Raw genomic sequence first — 17,610 nt, 5'->3', positions numbered from 1 at the left:
CGTTCAATAGCGGTACCGCAAGCTCACCGCGGCCGTGTCCACGTTGTCGCGGCCAGTCACGAACTTGAAGTCATGCCGGTTCAAGTCGGCCGATGCCGACCAGTTTTGCGACACATCCCAGTTCACGCCCACGCCGTATGACAGCCCAAAGCCATGCGCTGAGCCGGTGGGAACGGAGGCATTGTTGGCGAGGTCCATGCGTGTGCGGGCATAGTTGGCCCCCAGCCGGCCGATGAGGCTCACGCGCGAGCCCAAGGGCATTTCGCCCAGCAGGTTCACATTCAAGCCCCGGACACGAACGGCGTTGCCCACATGCTCAAGGTTGCTCATGCGCATGTAGGCCAGCTCAAACCCCCAGCGCTGGCTGAACTCGCCCCCCGCGTACAAGGTGATGGCGCGGCCATTGCGGCGGCAGACCATGCCTTCAGGGCACGGCATCCTGGCAGAACCGATGCTCAACCCCACATGGTGCTTGGCCTGGCGAGGTTGCCAGCCCGCGCCAGAAGGCTCGGCGGCTTCGGAGGTGTACTCCAGGTTGCTGGCGAAAGGCCCATCCTTGGCAGGCAGGTCGTCTGGCGCGTCGGCGGCGTGGCTCAACTGTGAACAAACGCACAACAAGATCAGCCACCACTTTCGCAGCCTGAGTTGTCGTTGCGGGAAGTTCATCGCGGCTCCTTGGGGAAAAAAGCGCGGTGCGCCGTGTGATCAACCATTGGTCAGCAACTGGCGTGCCGTGCCCGCGAGCCCTCTTTGCAAACTGCATGCGGCACGCTGCTTGCCTGTCATCGTAGACATCAGCCCCATGTGCAATCGCTCGAATTGCGGCTGATTCATTGCTTCGCAACCGCGTTAACACGCCCTCACATCAAAGGATGACACCATGACGAACGACCGCATTGTTGACACACTCAACGACCTCATCGAAACCTCCAAGGATGGTGAGCAAGGCTTCAACGCCTGCGCCAAGCACGTCACCAACTCGGAGCTCAAGAGCCTGTTCATTCAGCGCGCCATCGAATGCCAACGCGCCGCAGCCGAGTTGCAACCCTTCGTGCTGCAGTACGGCGGCAAGCCTGAGCAAAGCGGCAGCGTTGCGGGCGCCCTGCACCGTGGCTGGGTGGCCGTGCGCGACTCACTGACCGGCTACAGCGATGCCGCCGTGCTGGAAGAGTGCGAGCGTGGCGAAGACACCGCCCTGGCCCGCTACCGCAAAGCCTTGAAGGAAGACTCCCTGCCGCCCGCACTGCGTGCCGTCATCGAGCGCCAACTCATTGGCGTGCAACGCAACCACGACCAGGTCAAGTTGCTGCGCGACCAACACAAGGCCACTCTGTAGAAGCTTCTGCAGCCTTTACCCACTGAGGAGAAACCATGAAAACGAAAAGTCAAATCCTGGGTCTGGCAGGCATCGCGGTGTCCGCCACCTTGGCATTGAGCGCTTGCAATCGGCAGGATGAAGTCTCCTCCCGAACGGCGAACTCCGCCGACACGCCCTTGCAGGACAGCGCCATGGTGGCGGCCAATGAATCGGCGGCATCGGCGTCCAACAGCAGCAACCCCACGGGGGACAGCAGCCTGCTGCGGGATCCCAATGACCAGATGAACAAGCAGCCCACGGCGGCTGGCGTGCCCACCTCGCCAACCGCGGCTTCCACGACATTGAACACGGCGGAAAAGAAGTTCCTTTCTGACGCGGCCATTGGTGGCCAGTACGAGTTGGCATTGGCGCAGTTGGCCACGGCCAATGCCTCGGACTCGTCGGTCAAGTCGTATGCCGCGATGCTGGTCAGTGACCACACCATGGCCAATCAGAAGCTCCAACTGCTGGCCCAGCGACGCAACGTGGTGTTGCCCACCACCTTGCCGCAAGACAAGCAGGAGGTGATCGACAGGTTGACCAAGTTGACGGGCCCTGAGTTTGACCGGCAGTTCGTTCAGACGGTGGGTTTGCACGACCACAAGACGGACATTGGCCTGTTCGAAAGAGCCACCCGTGAGGCCAAGGACAGCGAGGTTCGCGACTTTGCATCGTCCACCTTGCCCACCCTGAGGGCTCACCTCAGTGCGGCGCAAAACCTGCCCACCACCGTGAAGGGCAGCGCCGGAACCTGACTGCATGGATAAGCCTCATGAATCCGTGCCGTCAGGCCTGGTTTATGTGAGCGGCGACATGCCCGGCATCCGCCGGGTGCGTCGCGGCCAGCATTTTGGCTACCGCCTGCCGGACGGCCGTTGGCTGAAAGACCAGAAGGCGCTGGAACGCATCAAGCGCCTGGCCATCCCCCCGGCCTATGCCGATGTGTGGATCTGCCCCTTGCCGCAAGGCCACCTGCAGGCCACCGGCCGCGATGCGCGGGGCCGAAAGCAGTACCGCTATCACCCCGACTGGCGCATGGCACGCGATGCCGACAAGTTCGAGCGCATGGTTGAGTTCGGCCTGGCCCTGCCTCGCATTCGCGAACAGATGGCGCACGACCTGGCCTTGCGGGTGGGCGACAAGCCACAGCGGGCTTCGGTGCTGGCCGCGCTCGTGCGCTTGCTGGACACCACCTTGGTCCGCGTGGGCAACGAGGAGTACGCCAAGGCCAATGGCTCTTTCGGCCTGACGACCTTGCGCAACAAGCATGCGGCCGTGCAAGGCCACACCTTGAAGTTGCGCTTTAAAGGCAAGAGCGGCGTGCCCCACCAGGTGACGCTGCAAGATGCCCGGGTGAGCCGAATTGTTCAGCGCTGCCAAGCCATGCCGGGCCAAGCCTTGTTCCGGTACGAGGATGACGACGGCACTCTGCACACGATCGGCTCGGGCGACGTCAATGATTACCTGCGCAGCGCTTGCGGTGCGGACTTCACCGCCAAAGACTTCCGGACCTGGCATGCCACGGCACATGCCCTTGACTTGATGTGCCAGGGTTGCGCCGATGACGGCTCAGCCCAGCCCACGCCCAACGAGGTTCTGAAGCAAGTCTCGGGTTTGCTGCGCAACACGGTGGCGGTGTGCCGCAAGTCCTATGTGCACCCGCACGTGTTGACGGCCAGCCAGGACACGATCAAGACGCTGAAAGCGAAGGCTCAACGTCAAAAACAGCAAGCGCAGGCGCTGACACCCTCGGAGCGCCGCCTGCTGGCCTTTCTCAAGGCTCTTGGCAAGGGTCAAGGTTCGTCGTTGCCCCAGCCCTGAGGGCGGTTGCCCTGGGGCGCCTCCCGCTCCTGGGCGAACAGTTCTTCCAGTTGCTGGCGCCCCTGTTTGGCCATGGCCACCAAGGCCTTCTGGTCTTTGTGGTGAGGCCAGAACTGCGCCAGTTGATTCACAGAGTGGCGCCTGAAACGCATGGCCATCTGCCGTGCATGGTGCGGGTGCCACCCCATCAACTCCAACACACTGCGCCCGCTCATGAGGGCCGAATCCAGCGTCTCGCGCTCGATCAGGGTCACGCCCCGGTCACGCAAGGCATACCAGTGCTGCACATTGCGCGCCCGCGCCACGATGGCCAGGTACGGGAAATGCGCCTTGGCCAAGTCCACCAGCTTCAGGCTTTGCTCCACATCGTCAATCGCCACGACCAGGACCTTGGCGGAGTCGGCACCGGCCATGCGCAGCAGGTCGAGGCGGGTCGCGTCACCGTAATGCACCCGAAAGCCAAAGCGGCGCAGCGCCTCGACTTGCTCGGCATCGTGGTCCAGCACCGTGGCCTTCAGACCGTTGGCGTACATCAGGCGGCCCACCACCTGCCCATACCTCCCAAAGCCCGCAATGATGACGGGCGCTTCCTGGCGCTCGGCCAGCGAGGCCTCTGGCGAGGGCGCTGCCAGCCGCGCAAAGCGGGGCAGCAACCAGCGGTCAACGCCCACCAGCAACAAGGGCGTGACCAGCATCGACAAGGCCACGGTGCCGATCAACAACGAGGACACCTCGGCCGAGAACACCTGAGCCCCCGCGGCCTGCTGGAACACCACGAACGCGAACTCGCCACCTTGCGCCAAGAGCAGTGTGAACACGGGCCGCTCACCCACGGGCACCTTGACCAGCTTGGCCAGCCCCCACAGCACGATGCCCTTGACCAGCAGGAAGCCGAGCAGGATGGCCGCCACCAGCCAAAGGTGCTGCGACAAAGCACCAAAATCGATGGTCATGCCCACGGCCATGAAGAACAGGCCCAGCAGCAGACCCTTGAAAGGCTCCACATCGGTTTCCAGCTCACGCTTGTATTCGCTCTCCGCCAGCAGCACGCCACCCAGAAAGGCGCCCAGCGCCATCGACAAGCCCACGGCCTGCATCAAGGTGGCAATGCCCACCACCAAGGCCAGCGATGCGGCGGTGAAGATTTCTTGCGACTGGCTGCGCGCGATCCAGCGCAGGGCGTGGCGCAAGAGCAAGCGCCCTACCACCACGATGCCCGCGATGACGGCCAAAGCGCGCAAGGCCTCCAGCCAGGGGCTGCCGCCCGCCTCGGCCTTGGGTCCCAGCAAAGGGATCAAGGCCAGAATGGGGATGGCCGCCACGTCCTGGAACAACAAGATGGCAAAGCCCGCCTGCCCGGCCGACGTGGGCAGCATGTTGCGCTCATTCATCACCTGCAAGGCCACGGCGGTGGACGACAGGGCCAAGCCCAAACCGGCCACCACCGCGATCTGCCAGGACACGCCAAAGGCCATGGCCGCTGCCGCCAAGGCCAGCGCACAGCCCAGCAACTGCAGGCTACCCCAGCCAAAAATTGGGCGGCGCAAGGCCCACAAACGGGGCGGCTCCAGCTCCAGGCCGATCAGGAACAGCATCAGCACCACACCAAACTCGGCGAAATGCAGGATGGATTCGGTGTCATCCACCAATTTCAAACCGAAGGGCCCGATGGCAATGCCCGCGGCCAGGTAGCCGATGATCGAGCCCAGGCCGAGCTTCTTGGCCAAAGGCACCGCGATGATCGCGGCCGACAGGTAGACCAGGGTGCTGAGCAACCAGTTGCTGTGTTCCATGCTCAGGCGTCCTCGGTCGGGCGATCGCGGGCGGGCACCTCGCACAAGGGGCAGCTGTCCAGCTCGGCCATCTCCGGCCACTGGGGGTAGGTGCTCAAGCGGTCTCGGTACACCTCGACGTGCGCGTCCAGGGCCTGGGGTGACACGGCATGGGCACCATGCAAGACCAGTGGCGGCAAGAAGCGCAAGCCGCACAAGGCCGCAGTCTGCTCATAGGGCGGCAGGAAGGCGTCGAAGAAGTAGCGGTTGTAGCCTGTCGGGCTGTAAGCCTCCTGCATGCCACCGGTGGTGACCACCAGCCACAAATCCTTGCCACGCAGAGCGTTGCCGCCTTGGCCATAAGCCCAACCCAGCGTCAGCACCTCGTCCAGCCACAGCTTCATCAGGGGCGGCATGCTGTACCAATGGATGGGGTGTTGCCAGACGATCAAATCGGCCTGGGCGGCCAAGGCCTGCTCGACTGGCGCGTCGATCACATGGTCGGGATAGAGGGCATACAGGTCACGCACGGTGACGTTCGCGAGCGACTGGCCCGCTTGCATCAAGGCGCGGTTCACCCGCGAATGACGCAGATCGGGGTGCGCGGCCAGGACAAGGATGGAAGGAGAAGCGGACATCGGGCACAAAGTAACGCAGGTGCGCCTTTGTACCCGATTGGCCCAAATGGGGCCGGGCAGCGGCTTATTCTTCCAGCCAGTCTTTCAGCTCGTCCGCGTGCTCTTGCTCGTCGCTGAGAATGTCTTCCAACAGGCGGCGGGTGGTCGAATCCTTGTCGCCAATCAGGTCGATCATCTGGCTGTAGGTTTCAATGGCCACGCGCTCGGCGACCAGATTGGCGCGGATCATGGCGGACAGATCCAGCGACTCGTCGTACTCGGCGTGGCTGCGCTTGGTCAGGCTGTCAGGCGAAAAATTGGGTTCGCCGCCCAGTTGCGAGATGCGGGTGGCCAAGCGATCGGCATGGGCCGCCTCTTCATTGGCGTGCACCATGAATTCCTCGGCGATCTTGGGCGAGGCCCTTCCCTCGGCGGTGAAGTGATGGCGCTTGTAGCGCAGCACGCACACGAGTTCAGTGGCCAGTGCATCGTTCAACAGCTTGATGATGTCCTCTCGCCAAGGCGCATCGTGCGGAGTAACGGCCCCTTTGTCCAAGCCGGATTTGGCAGCGTTGATCGCCGCTTCGTCCAGCACCAGCCGTTGGCCTGGGGCATTTGATGTCGTGGGGGCGTCGATGCTCATGGTGCGGTCCTCGTCTTCGTCTGCTGGGGTGATGCCATGGCTTCAAATTTACGGTCGGCGGACGCCCGCCTGCATCGGCGTTTGGCGCGTGCGTTTGTAGGACATCACCGCATGTCAGTCGTCCAGGGGAATCACGAACCAGGCCTCCGCGGCCAGCCCATCCCAGCACACCGTATCACCGGGTTTCAGCACGATCGCGCCTTGGCTGGTGGCCTGGGCCATCTGCTCTGACGCGCCAGGCCGGCACAGCTTGAAATGGAGTGTGTGGCCACCTCGGCGTACCGTCATGTCGGCATGCGGCCAATGAGAGGGCAAGCAGGGCTTGAAGCTCAAGGCGCCATCGCTTTCCTGAAGACCAAAGATGGACTCTGTGGCCGCACGGTACAGCCAGGCGGCAGCGCCGGTGTACCAGCTCCAGCCGCCACGTCCCACATAAGGCGGCTGCGTGTAGACGTCGCCTGCCATCACATAAGGTTCGATGCCATACGCCGGGCCCCGCACAGGATGGGCGGTGCGGTGGGCCGGGCTCAGGTATGTGAAGTAGCGGTAGGCCGCATCGCCGTCCCCACGCTGAGCTTGGGCCATGAGCGCCCACACGCCGGCGTGCGAGTACTGTCCGCCGTTTTCGCGGACGCCAGGTGGGTAGGCCTGGATGTAGCCTGCGCTGGGTTCGGCGTGTGCCAAAGGTGGGTCAAGCAGCTTGATCAGACCCGCCTGGTGATCGACCAGGTGGGTTTCAACCGCCGACATGGCCATGCGCTGGTAGGCCGGGGCGGCGGCCTGCGACAGCAAGGCCCAGGCCTGCGCGATCAAGTCGATGCGGCACTCGGCGTTGGCGCTGGCACCCAGGGCCTGCCCGTCGTCAAAAAAGGCGCGCCGGTACCACTGGCCATCCCATGCATGCTCTTGCAAGGCGCTTTTCCAGCCGGCCATCGCCTCTTCCCAACGCCGGGCACGGGCGGTCTCGCCCTGCGCTTTGGCCATCGGGGCGAAGTCGGTCACGATGCGGCACAGGAACCAGGCCAGCCAGACGGATTCGCCCCGGCCTTCCGAGCCCACCCGGTTCATGCCGTCGTTCCAATCGCCCACGCCCATTAGCGGCAATCCATGCACCCCAACCTTCAAGCTGCGGTCGATGGCACGGGCGCAATGTTCAAACAAGCTCGCGGTCTGCGAGCTGATGGCCGGCGTGTAGTAAGCGTCTTCGGCCCCCTCGGGTATGGCGGCCCCCTCCAGGAATGGGACTTGTTCATCGAGCAGGCTGGCATCCCCAGTGGTGTTCACGTAATGCACGCTGGCATAGGCCAGCCAAAGCAGGTCGTCCGAGAAGTGGGTGCGCACGCCGGCCCCGGTGGGCGCATGCCACCAGTGCTGCACGTCGCCTTCGGGAAACTGGCGTGAGGCCCCCAGCAGGATTTGCTGACGCAGCATCTCGGGGGCAGAGCCCGCCAAGGCCAGCGAATCTTGCAACTGATCGCGGAAACCAAACGCGCCGCCGGCCTGGTAGAAGCCTGCTTTTGACCACAGGCGGCAGGTCACGGTTTGGTACAGCAGCCAGCGGTTGACCATGGCGTCGAACAGCGGGTCCGGGGTTTTGACGGTGGTGGCGCCCAGGCGCTGATTCCAGTCTTCGCGCACCTGCTGCAGGCGCAAGCCAGGCGACACAAAGGCGCTGGTGACCGCCAGGTGGCGGGCCTCGTCCAGGCTGTTGGCGTGCCCCAGCAAAAACACCTGTTCCAGCTCGGTGCCGGGGTCTACCGATAGCCGCACCGACAAGACCGCACAGGGGTCCAGGCCAACGCCACGCTTTTGTCCCAGGTAGTCGGGCACGACCAGGCGGCCGCGGGCATCGAAGCATTCGCGGCGGTCGCAGGTCCAATCCTCGGACACACCGGCATCGTCCACCTCGCTGACCATGGCCAGGAAGGCCGTGCCGCCGCCAAAGCCGGCCGATTGCTCGCGCTGCGTGGCCATGAGTGCCGTGATGCGCCGCACGCCCCCGATGCCACGTGGGTCGGGCAAGGTTTGCGTCAGTGTGCTGGTGCGCACCGAATGGCGGTCGGTTCGGTTGGCGCCCATCACCCACTCCACCAGCTTGATGGCGCGCAGCTTCAAGGGCTTGCTACCCTGGTTGACCAGCTTCAGCTTGATCTGCTTGACAGCGTGGTTCGGATCCACGCACCAACTGACCTCCACCTCCAGATCGCCCAGCTGATGGCCGATCGTGGTGACGCCCTGGCCGTGCCTGACCCGGTAGTTCACGGGCGCACCGCCCAAACCCGCTGGGGTCACGTTCCAGACCTCGCGCGTTTTCTCGTCCTGAAGGAGCAACCATTCGCCGGACGGATCACCAACCGGATCGTTGGACCATGGCGTGACCTGGTTCAAGCGGCTGTTCACCGCCCAGGTGTAGCAGCCGCCGGCTTCCGAGACCTGGCCGCCAAAACCGGGGTTGGACAACACGTTGATCCAGGGACGGGTGGGCCGTTGCCCGGGGGTGACCACGAAGCGGAACTCGCCACTGGGTTCGTGGAAAGTGCCCGTGGGCGGATTGGCCGAGGCGCCAGGGCCGGTGCTGGCTGGCACGGTCACTTGGGGTGGGTGGGTCCGCTCTTCCAGGGCCAGTTCGTGCCGCTCGATCCACTCGCTGATGTGGTGGGCCAAAGGCCGGCCGTCGGCGTTCAGGTGCAGGCGCGCCAGGGTGTGCAGCGTGCGCAGTTCTTCGGGTGACAGCTCGTTGCTGCGCAGCACATGGAAGCCCGACGCCGCCGAGGGGCCAGGGTTGCCGGCAATGTCGGACACATAGCGTTCGCGCAAGGCGCCGATGTCACGTTGAAGGGCCATCAGGTAGGACGTGGGCTCGGCGTTCACCACCACCAGATCGCAGACCACCGCACCCCAGGTCCACAAGCGCAAGGCCTGGGCCAGCGACCGCACGAGGCCCAAGCCCTGCGGCACACCGGCCGACACCAGCACGATGGGCCGGTCGCCCGAGATGCCAAAGCGCCAGAGCAGCTTGCGGTCACAGGCCGTGGCCGGGCCCTCCTCGCTGAGGTTGATCGGCCGGGTCACCACCATGGCCAGCGCCGTGGTCAAGGTCTGGATGGAAGCGAAAGTCTCGGCGTTGAGCCGAAGGTCGCGCAATTTGATGCCTGCCAAGGTGGCCGACATCAGCGATGCGCGTTCGATGTGGGCAGTCTGGCGGTACTTGTCCATCACCGAGCGCAAGGTCGCCACATTGTCGGACGCTGCGGTGCACAAGGTCAGGCAGGCCTTGCTTTGCGCCGGAATGTGCAAGCGCACCAGCAAACCAGCCACCGGATCCAGGCCCGTGTTCAGCACCATGCCCTCATCGGGCCTGGATGGATCGGGCTCGGGGGGTGTGTCAAACAAGGCCTGTGGGTTGCTCACGTCGTGGTTGCGGCCCAGCCAGCGAAGGCGGTCGGTCTGGATGCGAAGGTCGGTGATCAAGCCGGCATGGCCATCAGCCAGGAAATGCACGGCCGACAGCCCCTTCTCGGTGACCAGGCGCGGCCGGCGCTCGAACACCAGGGCTTGCTGCGCGGCCACCCACTCCGCCCTGACAAACAAGTTGGAGAAGGCCGGGTGCGCCTCATCGGCGCGTGGATCGGCCAGGGTCACATCGAAGGCGGACATGAACTCCAGGTCGATGTCGCCGTCGCTCACGTTGCGGATTTCGACCTGGCGGAACTCGATGTCGTCTTCGGGGCTGACCCACACCGTGACGCGCGTTTCCAGCTCTGGCCAGATGGCCTCAAAGCTGACCCGCTCGGCGTGGTAAGTGCTTCGGTAATGGGCGCGTGGGTCGGGCGCTGGGTGCTGCGTGAGCGACACCGGCGCCATGGCCTGCTCCCAGCGCAGGTACATGAAGCTGCCGCAGGCATCGCGCAGGGCATCGTCACGCCAACGCGTGATGCCGGCGTTGCCCCAGCGACTCCAACCGGCGCCATTGGGCCGCAAGGCCACGCTGTACCGGCCATTGGACAAGAGGTGCGTGGGCTCGACCGCCGCAACGCCTGGCGTGACATCGCGCAGCATGCCCAAAGCATCGCGCTGGTGGCCATCCGTGACGATGCTGGCGGGAGGCGTGTGCAAGACCGAGATCTCTCGGGGGACCCGCTCGTGCAGCAAGGAGGTCACCGCCTCGATGTGCGCATTGGCCATGCCCCATCGGCGCGGCGCACCGTTCAACAGGACATTGGCCAGGGACACGATGCTCATGCCCTGGTGGTGAGCCATGAAGGTGCTGACGCGCGAGACGCGGTCAATGCCAGTCTGCCTTGATGGCGAAAAATCAAGGGCTTCGATCAAGCCATAACGCCCGCGCCCCAGGAGCAACTCGATGCGCCGCATGTTGCTCACGGCCTGGTGGGGCACGAGTTCAGCCGCCAGCACGGTGGCGTAAGGGGCGATCACCAACTCGTCCTGCGGGGTTCGCCTCAAGGCCAGGCGAGGCACGCCTTGGGGTGAGTATTGGTAGGCCAAGGTGTGGTCGCTGGCCGCGTACGCCGACTCGGACATGCCCCAGGGAGTGCGCTGCTTTTGTGCATAGGCCATCTGTTCCAGCACCGCGGCGTGCCCCGCGCTGTGCAGCAGGCTGCCGTGCGGCTCGTCCAGGACCAGGGAAGGCATCAGGTACTCGAACATCGAGCCTGACCACGAGCGCAGGCCTGCATGCGTGCCCGCCGCGTAGGTGGGCCGGCCCAAGGCGGCCCAATGGGCCACCGGCACATCACCCTTGGCGATGGCCAGAAGGCTGGTCAAGCGCGATTCAGACGCCAACAGGTCGTAGAAACTGGCATCCAGTTGTTGCTCGGCCACCCGGTAGCCAATGTGGAAAAGATGCCGCTTGCGGTGGTACAGGAAGCTGTAGTCGGGCTCCCAGGCCATGCGCTTGAATTGCCGGGCCAGCTCGTCCAGGCGTGCCACCGTGCGCTGCTGATCTTCGCCGTGTTCCGCCTGATCACGCCAGGCCGAGCGCAAGGTGTTCAGGTGATCGGCCAGGCACCACAGCAGGCTCTGGCACTCAGGTCTGGCTTGGGCAAACAGTTGCAAAGCCTCCAGCTCCTGGCTGGCATCCGCCAACAAGGCTTGCTTGCCTTCGGGCAAATGGCTTGCGCTGCCCAAGGGGTCGCTCCAGGCCAGCAACGCCATCAAGGCCTGGTGCCCAGGCAACTCGGCCAGCAAGGGCAGCATGGGCCGCACACGCTGCAGGGAGGTCTGAAGGGCCTCCTTGGCGGCTTGGTCATCCAAGGGCGCATGGCGGAGTTCAAGGCAGGCTTGCGCGGTGGCCAGCAGATGGCCGCTCAGGTTGCCACTGTCCACGGTGGACACATAACTGGGCAGCAAGGGGCGCAAGGTTTCGGTGTCGTACCAGTTCAAAAAGTGGCCGCGGTAGCGCTGCATGCTGAGCAAGGAGGCCAAGGTGGCTTCCAGCCTGTCCAGCATCTCCAACGTGCCGATCCAGCCAAACTGGCGTGCGCACGCGGTGCTGAGCAGGTACAGGCCAATGTTGGTGGGCGACGTCCGGTGGGCCACCATGTCGTACGGCAAGGTCTGCAGGTTGTCGGGTGGCAGGTGCTGGTCCTGCGGCCCCACGCAGCGCTCGAACAAGCGCCAGGTGTCGCGGGCCACGCCAGCGAGGTAGAGCCGATCGGCCGGGGCCACGGTGTCGCCTATCACGGCCTCACTGGGGCGGCTCACCCACCAGGTCCACAGTGGCGACAAGGCCCAGGCCAGGCACAGCGCCAAGGCCAGCCAGGGATAGGGCGAGGTGAAAAACAACAGCGCACCCAGGATCAGTGCGCCCGCGGTCACGTTCCGATGGCGCCAGACGGTGGCCGCCAAAGCATGGCTGGTGGACGCCTGGGCTGCCGCGGCCGTGGTCCACTGAAGCAGGTTCCGCTGGCTGACCAGCATGCGGTACAAGGTCCGCACGATCGCGTCAACGGCCATCATGGCTTCGTTCAACAATTGCGCCAGGTGCCACAGGCCAGCGCCCACAGCGCGCCCCAGGTCTGCGAAGGCCAGGCGGTAAAAGTGCGCCATGGCGATGCCATCGCGGCTGGGCGCCAGGCCCGCCACGGCGCCCAGAACCGGCCCACCGGCAAAGGCGACCAGCACCAGGGCGATCACAGCCCAAGGTGAGACCACGCCACTGGCAAGCGCCAGGATCAGCAGGGCGAAGGACATGGGGGCGACCAGGGAGCGGCGCAGGTTGTCGATCATCTTCCAGCGGTTGATGCCGGAAATGCTGAACCAGCCACCCCGGATCAGGAAACTCAGCAACTGCCAATCACCCCGGATCCACCGGTGCAGGCGTGAGGCTGCGACATCGGCGTGGAAGGGGGCATCCTCAATCAAGGTGATGTCGGTGACGCCAGCGCAACGGACCAGCGATCCTTCCAGCAAATCATGGCTCAGCACCCTGCCCTCGGGCAGCCGGCCCGAGAGTACCGCGTGCACGGCCTGGACGTTCAACAAACCTTTGCCGGTGAAGGAGCCCTCGTCAAACACATCCTGGTAGACCTCGGAGCTGGCAGCGCTGTAGGGATCGATGCCCAACTGGCCCGCGAACAACCAGTGAAAGCGCGTGCGGTCGCGTGGGGCAGGCAAGGGCGTCACGATGCGGGGCTGCAAGATGCCATGACCACTGATGACCCGTGTGCCGCGCGCATCCAGCCGGGGCCGGTTGTGCGGGTGCGCGGCCACGCCCACCAGTTCACGCAAGCGCCCTGGTGGCAACTGGGTGTCGCTGTCCAAGGTGACCACGTAACGCGTGTTCGCTGCGATGTTGGACACGCTGCCCAAGTTCAAAAAAGCGCCGGCCTGACCCGTGGCCAATGCGGCCACCAGCTGTTCCAGCTTACCGCGCTTGCGTTCCCAGCCCATCCAGGTCTGCTCGGTCTCGCTGAAACGCCGCTCGCGGTGCAGGACGATGAAGCGAGGTGGCGCATCGCCGTCCACCGGGAAGCGCTCGTTCAACTTGCCCAGAGCTTGCACCGCCGTTTGCAGCAAAGCGGCATCGGTGGGCAGGTTGGCCGTGTCGGCGTCGGCCCAATCGGTCAGCAGGGCAAACTGTGCGTGGGGCTCCGGGTTGGCCAGGTAGTGCAGGCACAGCTGGTGACTCAACGCCTGCACCGAAACCGCATCGGTCATCATGGCCGGGATCACCACCATCACCCGGTGTTCTGGCGGAACCCCGTCGCTCAACGCCAGCCTGGGGAAGCGCACGGGCCGCACCGACTCGCTGATCAGGCGGTTCACCATGGCCACGACGGCCTCTGACGCCGGGAAGACCATCAAGATCACGGCCAGGCCGACCAGCCCGGCAGGCCCTTGCCAGCCCAGGGCATGAGGGCCGTGCTGGCCCATCACCCAGGCCACCAACGCCGCAGTACCCACGATCAAAGCCGCCAAGTAGGCCGGCACCGCGCCCGCACGCCAGGCAAATCGCCAGGCCATGGCCGCGTGTTCCTGCAGGCCCAGCGCACTCATCAGTTGAGGGCGCCCAGGGCCTTGCAACCAATGGCTGGCCACGGCCACATCGCCGGCGATGTCGGATGGCATCGAAGACGCCTGTGCGCGGTTCATCAAGGCCAACAAGGCCTGGGCCACAGCCAGCTCGCTTTGTCCGCTGCGGCGCGCCAGGTCCTCGATGTCATGCAGGGTCTGGCTGCGCGTGTCGTCACGCTCGGCTTCGAAGGTGGGGGCCGACATCATCAGTTGCATGAGCGAGCTGGTTTGCCCGACGATGTCGGTCCAGTTCGCATCGCCAATCGCGCGCAGGGCGCTGATGGCGTTGCTCATGCTCAGGTTGTTGGCTGTTCGTTCCACGGGCTGCTGCATCTGTACCGTGGCCAGATCAGGCAAGGTCTTGTTCAACCACTCGTGGTAGCGCTCATGCCCCACGCCGGCGATCTGCGAGTCCTGCAGGCGCTGCGCCATCTGGGTCAGAAAGGCTCGGCCCGACCCCCGTGCATTCATCAAGGCCAGCAACGCGTCCAGCTGGTGGGGACTGTAGGTATCGATGCGATCGCAGCACAGATTGGCCACTTCGCGGGCCGCCTTGCTGGTGGCCACGTTCTCGGCCAATCGGCGCAAGTTTTCGATCAACACCACCCGCAAGGTGGTGGGCAGGGCCCACAGCTCGCCCAAGGTCAGGTCACGAACCTCCTGGTACGCGCGCAAAAAATGGGTCAACAAATCTTCGTCGAAAGCGCTGTCGTTGTGGGCCACGAAGGCCCAGGCCACACCATAGACGCGAGGTAAGCCAGCCAATGGCTCATCGATCAGCACCGGCAGGTCACGGAAATAGCGGTGCGGCAAGCCGTCGCGTATCTCCTTGAGTTGCGCTTCAATCAAATGGAAATTGTCCAACAGCCATTCAGCCGCAGGACTCACGTCATGGCCGGTGACGGCCTGGGTGCTGATGTAGTGGTGCGCTTCGCGCAGAACGCGAATATTGTCTCGAAGCCTGGGAAAGAAAGCGGTGGACCGCAAGGCCGCATTGCGCGCACGGTGGGTTGCCGCCAAACTGCGACCATGGTCTGCAAAGCGGCTGACGCCAAATATTTCGGATCGATTCGGGGGCGCCATGGGCCCACGCGAAGACGACAGGATGTCACACACCTCTGCCGATGCTTCTGGCACCAACAGAAGCAGAGGAGATCGGGCCATGACGGCCTACAGCGCCAAAGAGGCTATGCCAACAACAACCGTCACAGTGACCAGGGAGGTCACAAAACGCGGCGCCATGAATCCATGGGCCGACTCGGCCAGGCAATGCAAACTGAACCACCGACCTTTGGAATCCTGACACTCGTTAAAGTGCCCGCTCAAGGAAGACAAATCCATGGGCGAGGTGTCAGGCGCGTCAGGAATGGAAGCTGTGCTCCAGCTTGGAGAGAAAGAGTGGTGGGAGTTCATGCAGGGCTCTCCTGTTAATTTTGAAGCCCATGTTAGTCCTCGCACCACGCCGAGTCTGTCGGCCCACCGCGTTGGCCCCAGTAGGAGCTGTCCTACGTTGTGCGACCTAAATCCAAGTTCGTCAGGTAAAGCCTCAGATCGAACTCATACTGGTGGTAATTGGGCTCAATGTGCGTGCACAGTTGGTAGAAGGCCTTGTCATGGTCTTTCACTTTCAAGTGCGCGAGCTCGTGCACCACGATCATCTTGAGGAATTCTGGCGGCGCCTCTTTGAACAAGGCGGCCACGCGGATCTCGCGTTTGGCCTTGAGCTTGCCGCCCTGCACACGCGAGATGGCTGTGTGCGTGCCCAGCGCATGTTGGATCACCTTGAGCTTGCCGTCAAACGCCACTTTGTGGATGGCCTCCGCATTGCGCATGTGGCGGGCTTTCAGATCAAGCACATAGTCGTAAAGCGCCTTGTCGGTGCGCACCTCGTGGCGCTCGCCATATTTTCGCTGCAGGACATCGCCCAGCGTGCCCTGGTCGATGATCTTTTGCACCTGCGCCAGCACATGCTCCGGGTAGCCCGACAAGTACTTCAAATCGCTCATGGTGCGATCTGCTCCGCATAGTCGTACAAGGCGCCCAGGATGCCCTCGCCACGCTCATCGGCGGTCTCGCTGAGTTCATCAATGCGGTCAAAGAATGCCTGCAACGACAGCCCTCCGCCAACGCCTTCATGCAGACGCTCAAACCGCAGTTGCAGCCATCGCTCCTGGTCAGAGGCGCTCAAGGTTTGCGGGAAGTTGCGCGCCCGGTAGCGAAACAGCAATTCGTCCAGGCGCGCGTCTTCGAAACCTGTGCGCCGCTCGGCCAGCAACTCCGGACTCAAAGCCCGCAAGCGGTCCAGCGCATTGCGATCCTCCTTGCTCAAGAAACCGCCGTAGAGGTCTTCGTCCACATCCGCCGCTTGATCCCGGGGTGGGCGCGCAAACACATCGGGCCAGATGCCGGCCATGGATGCGCCCAGGCGCGCCGCCAATTCTGCGTGGCGCAGTGCTTGGTCAACGTCCAGGCCCCACCGCGCAGCCACTGCAGGCGTCAGGGTTTTGAGGTTGCCGATCACGATGGGCGATTTGTTGATGTGGATGGAACGCAGTGGCAGGCGTGTGACGCCCTCTGGCAGCTCATCGGCCTTGCTGAAGGTGCGTTGGCGGATGGCTTCGGCGTTGAGCGAAAACAGCTCGCTCGGGTCCACCGACAAGTCCCACACGATCAGCTCGTTCTTGTTGGTGGGGTGGGGCGCCAAGGGCCACACGATGGCCAGGCAGCCACGCTCCACGCCGTATTGCCCCGACACATGCAGGAAAGGCTTGCCCACGCCGATCTCGGCCAGCACGGCGTCCTTCTTGCGCAGCTTCAGGCAGAACTCGAACAGCTTGGGTTGCCTTTGCAGGATCAACCGGGCCAGGCCAATGGTGGCGCGCACGTCCGACAAAGCATCGTGCGCCGCTTCGTGCGACAGGCCGTTGGCTGCCGTCAGGTGCTCCAGCTTGAACGAGGGGCGGCCGTCATCGTGAAGCGGCCATTGGATACCTTCCGGGCGCAAAGCCCAGGTGCAGCGCACCACGTCCAGCAAATCCCATCGGCCGCAGTTGTTCTGCCACTCGCGGGCATAGGGGTCGATCAAATTGCGCCAGAAAAGGTGCCGCGTGACTTCGTCATCAAAGCGGATGGTGTTGTAGCCCACGCCGATGGTGCCCGGCCACGCCAGCTCACGTTCGATGGCCTGGGCAAAAGCGTGCTCAGGCAGGCCACGGTCCAGGCAGGTCTGCGGCAGGATGCCTGTGAGCAGGCAGGACTCGGGATCGGGCAGGTAGTCGGGTGCGGGTTGGCAATAGCGCATCACCGGCTCGCCCATTTCCTGAAGTTGCGCATCGGTGCGGATGCCGGCGAACTGTGCGGGCCGGTCACGCCGGGGCACTCGGCCAAAGGTTTCGTAGTCGTGCCAGAAAAAGGTGAAGTCGCTCACTGCCATTGGGGTTCAATGCCTTGTTGCTGGCACCAGCCTTGTGCCATGGCCAAATAGGCCTGGTGGTGGAATGAAAACCAGGCGTCCCTCAATTGTGGCAAGGCCTGCATGGCCTCCTTGAAGGCTTCGAAGGGCTCGTCATCGTTGAAAGCCGCGGTCAAGGTGGCGCGCGCCTGCGGGTCACCCACCTGGGCGATGAAAGCCTCGATGACCTGCAAGGCCGGTTCGGCCTGCACCGGCTCGATCCAAAGGTAGCGGGGGTTGTCCGCCAGGTCGGGCGGCAAGGCTTCCAGCCCCTCGCCGGCGTAGATCACCTCGCCCGTGTCCAAGTCCAGGTAATGGCTGGGGTCGTCCAGTTCATAGCGGGTGGCCAGCGCGATGATCAGGTCATCCAGGTCGATGGTCAAAGTCTTCATGGTGCTCATTCAAGGCTCATG

The 17,610-nt window shown here is 64.0% G+C and carries 11 protein-coding genes; 3 read left to right on the top strand and 8 right to left on the bottom strand.

Annotation, left to right across the window (positions count from 1 at the left end):
• Positions 1-3 precede the first annotated feature (3 nt).
• A complete protein-coding gene (locus tag LQ232_RS19520; RefSeq protein WP_230182054.1) occupies positions 4-666 on the bottom strand; it encodes a porin family protein in 663 nt (220 codons plus the stop codon).
• 214 nt (positions 667-880) lie between these two features.
• Here LQ232_RS19520 and LQ232_RS19515 point away from each other — a divergent pair, with 214 nt between their 5' ends.
• From LQ232_RS19515 to LQ232_RS19505, 3 genes are read left to right on the top strand one after another with little or no spacing between them, the layout of a single operon-like run.
• Complete coding sequence (locus LQ232_RS19515) at positions 881-1,336, top strand: PA2169 family four-helix-bundle protein (protein ID WP_230182053.1); 456 nt, start codon at positions 881-883, stop codon at positions 1,334-1,336.
• Positions 1,337-1,371: 35 nt separating this feature from the next.
• On the top strand, positions 1,372-2,112 hold the full coding sequence (locus LQ232_RS19510) for a DUF4142 domain-containing protein (RefSeq protein WP_230182052.1): 741 nt from the start codon (positions 1,372-1,374) through the stop codon (positions 2,110-2,112).
• 4 nt (positions 2,113-2,116) lie between these two features.
• Positions 2,117-3,178, top strand: coding sequence for a DNA topoisomerase IB (locus tag LQ232_RS19505; protein WP_230182051.1), 1,062 nt, complete (start codon positions 2,117-2,119; stop codon positions 3,176-3,178).
• Here LQ232_RS19505 and kefC read toward each other — a convergent pair.
• The 7 genes from kefC to LQ232_RS19470 all read right to left on the bottom strand — a co-directional run bounded on the left by kefC (position 3,151) and on the right by LQ232_RS19470 (position 17,598).
• Positions 3,151-4,971, bottom strand: coding sequence for a glutathione-regulated potassium-efflux system protein KefC (gene kefC, locus LQ232_RS19500; RefSeq protein WP_230182050.1), 1,821 nt, complete (start codon positions 4,969-4,971; stop codon positions 3,151-3,153). The two genes, LQ232_RS19505 and kefC, sit on opposite strands and share 28 nt — an antisense overlap.
• A gap of 2 nt (positions 4,972-4,973) precedes the next feature.
• Positions 4,974-5,588, bottom strand: coding sequence for an NAD(P)H-dependent oxidoreductase (locus tag LQ232_RS19495; RefSeq protein WP_230182049.1), 615 nt, complete (start codon positions 5,586-5,588; stop codon positions 4,974-4,976).
• 64 nt (positions 5,589-5,652) lie between these two features.
• On the bottom strand, positions 5,653-6,210 hold the full coding sequence (locus LQ232_RS19490) for a bacterioferritin (protein WP_230182048.1): 558 nt from the start codon (positions 6,208-6,210) through the stop codon (positions 5,653-5,655).
• Positions 6,211-6,324: 114 nt separating this feature from the next.
• Entirely contained in the window at positions 6,325-14,910 is an 8,586-nt protein-coding gene (locus LQ232_RS19485; RefSeq protein WP_230182047.1) for a GH36-type glycosyl hydrolase domain-containing protein, read from the bottom strand.
• A 341-nt stretch (positions 14,911-15,251) separates the two neighbouring features.
• A complete protein-coding gene (locus LQ232_RS19480; protein WP_230182046.1) occupies positions 15,252-15,752 on the bottom strand; it encodes a M48 family metallopeptidase in 501 nt (166 codons plus the stop codon).
• Positions 15,749-17,173: an exodeoxyribonuclease I gene (sbcB, locus tag LQ232_RS19475; RefSeq protein WP_230182392.1), complete on the bottom strand. Its 1,425-nt coding sequence runs from the start codon at positions 17,171-17,173 to the stop codon at positions 15,749-15,751. The genes LQ232_RS19480 and sbcB overlap by 4 nt, the downstream gene beginning before the upstream one ends.
• Positions 17,170-17,598 carry a UPF0158 family protein gene (locus LQ232_RS19470; RefSeq protein WP_230182045.1) on the bottom strand — a complete coding sequence of 143 codons (429 nt, stop codon included), beginning with the start codon at positions 17,596-17,598 and terminating at the stop codon, positions 17,170-17,172. Before LQ232_RS19470 ends, sbcB begins: the two co-directional genes overlap by 4 nt.
• Positions 17,599-17,610 lie beyond the last annotated feature (12 nt).

This window comes from Aquabacterium sp. CECT 9606 (assembly GCF_918741295.1).
Classification (GTDB): Bacteria; Pseudomonadota; Gammaproteobacteria; order Burkholderiales; family Burkholderiaceae_C; genus Aquabacterium.
Note: the sequence above shows the minus strand (reverse complement) of the source record. Positions and strands in the feature narration are given on the sequence as shown.

Excerpts from the sequence above, each read along its gene's own strand:
- LQ232_RS19520 (WP_230182054.1), bottom strand. The coding sequence starts at position 666 with ATGAACTTCCCGCAACGACAACTCAGGCTGCGAAAGTGGTGGCTGATC.
- LQ232_RS19515 (WP_230182053.1), top strand. The coding sequence starts at position 881 with ATGACGAACGACCGCATTGTTGACACACTCAACGACCTCATCGAAACC.
- LQ232_RS19510 (WP_230182052.1), top strand. The coding sequence starts at position 1,372 with ATGAAAACGAAAAGTCAAATCCTGGGTCTGGCAGGCATCGCGGTGTCC.
- LQ232_RS19505 (WP_230182051.1), top strand. The coding sequence starts at position 2,117 with ATGGATAAGCCTCATGAATCCGTGCCGTCAGGCCTGGTTTATGTGAGC.
- kefC (WP_230182050.1), bottom strand. The coding sequence starts at position 4,971 with ATGGAACACAGCAACTGGTTGCTCAGCACCCTGGTCTACCTGTCGGCC.
- LQ232_RS19495 (WP_230182049.1), bottom strand. The coding sequence starts at position 5,588 with ATGTCCGCTTCTCCTTCCATCCTTGTCCTGGCCGCGCACCCCGATCTG.
- LQ232_RS19490 (WP_230182048.1), bottom strand. The coding sequence starts at position 6,210 with ATGAGCATCGACGCCCCCACGACATCAAATGCCCCAGGCCAACGGCTG.
- LQ232_RS19485 (WP_230182047.1), bottom strand. The coding sequence starts at position 14,910 with ATGGCCCGATCTCCTCTGCTTCTGTTGGTGCCAGAAGCATCGGCAGAG.
- LQ232_RS19480 (WP_230182046.1), bottom strand. The coding sequence starts at position 15,752 with ATGAGCGATTTGAAGTACTTGTCGGGCTACCCGGAGCATGTGCTGGCG.
- LQ232_RS19470 (WP_230182045.1), bottom strand. The coding sequence starts at position 17,598 with ATGAGCACCATGAAGACTTTGACCATCGACCTGGATGACCTGATCATC.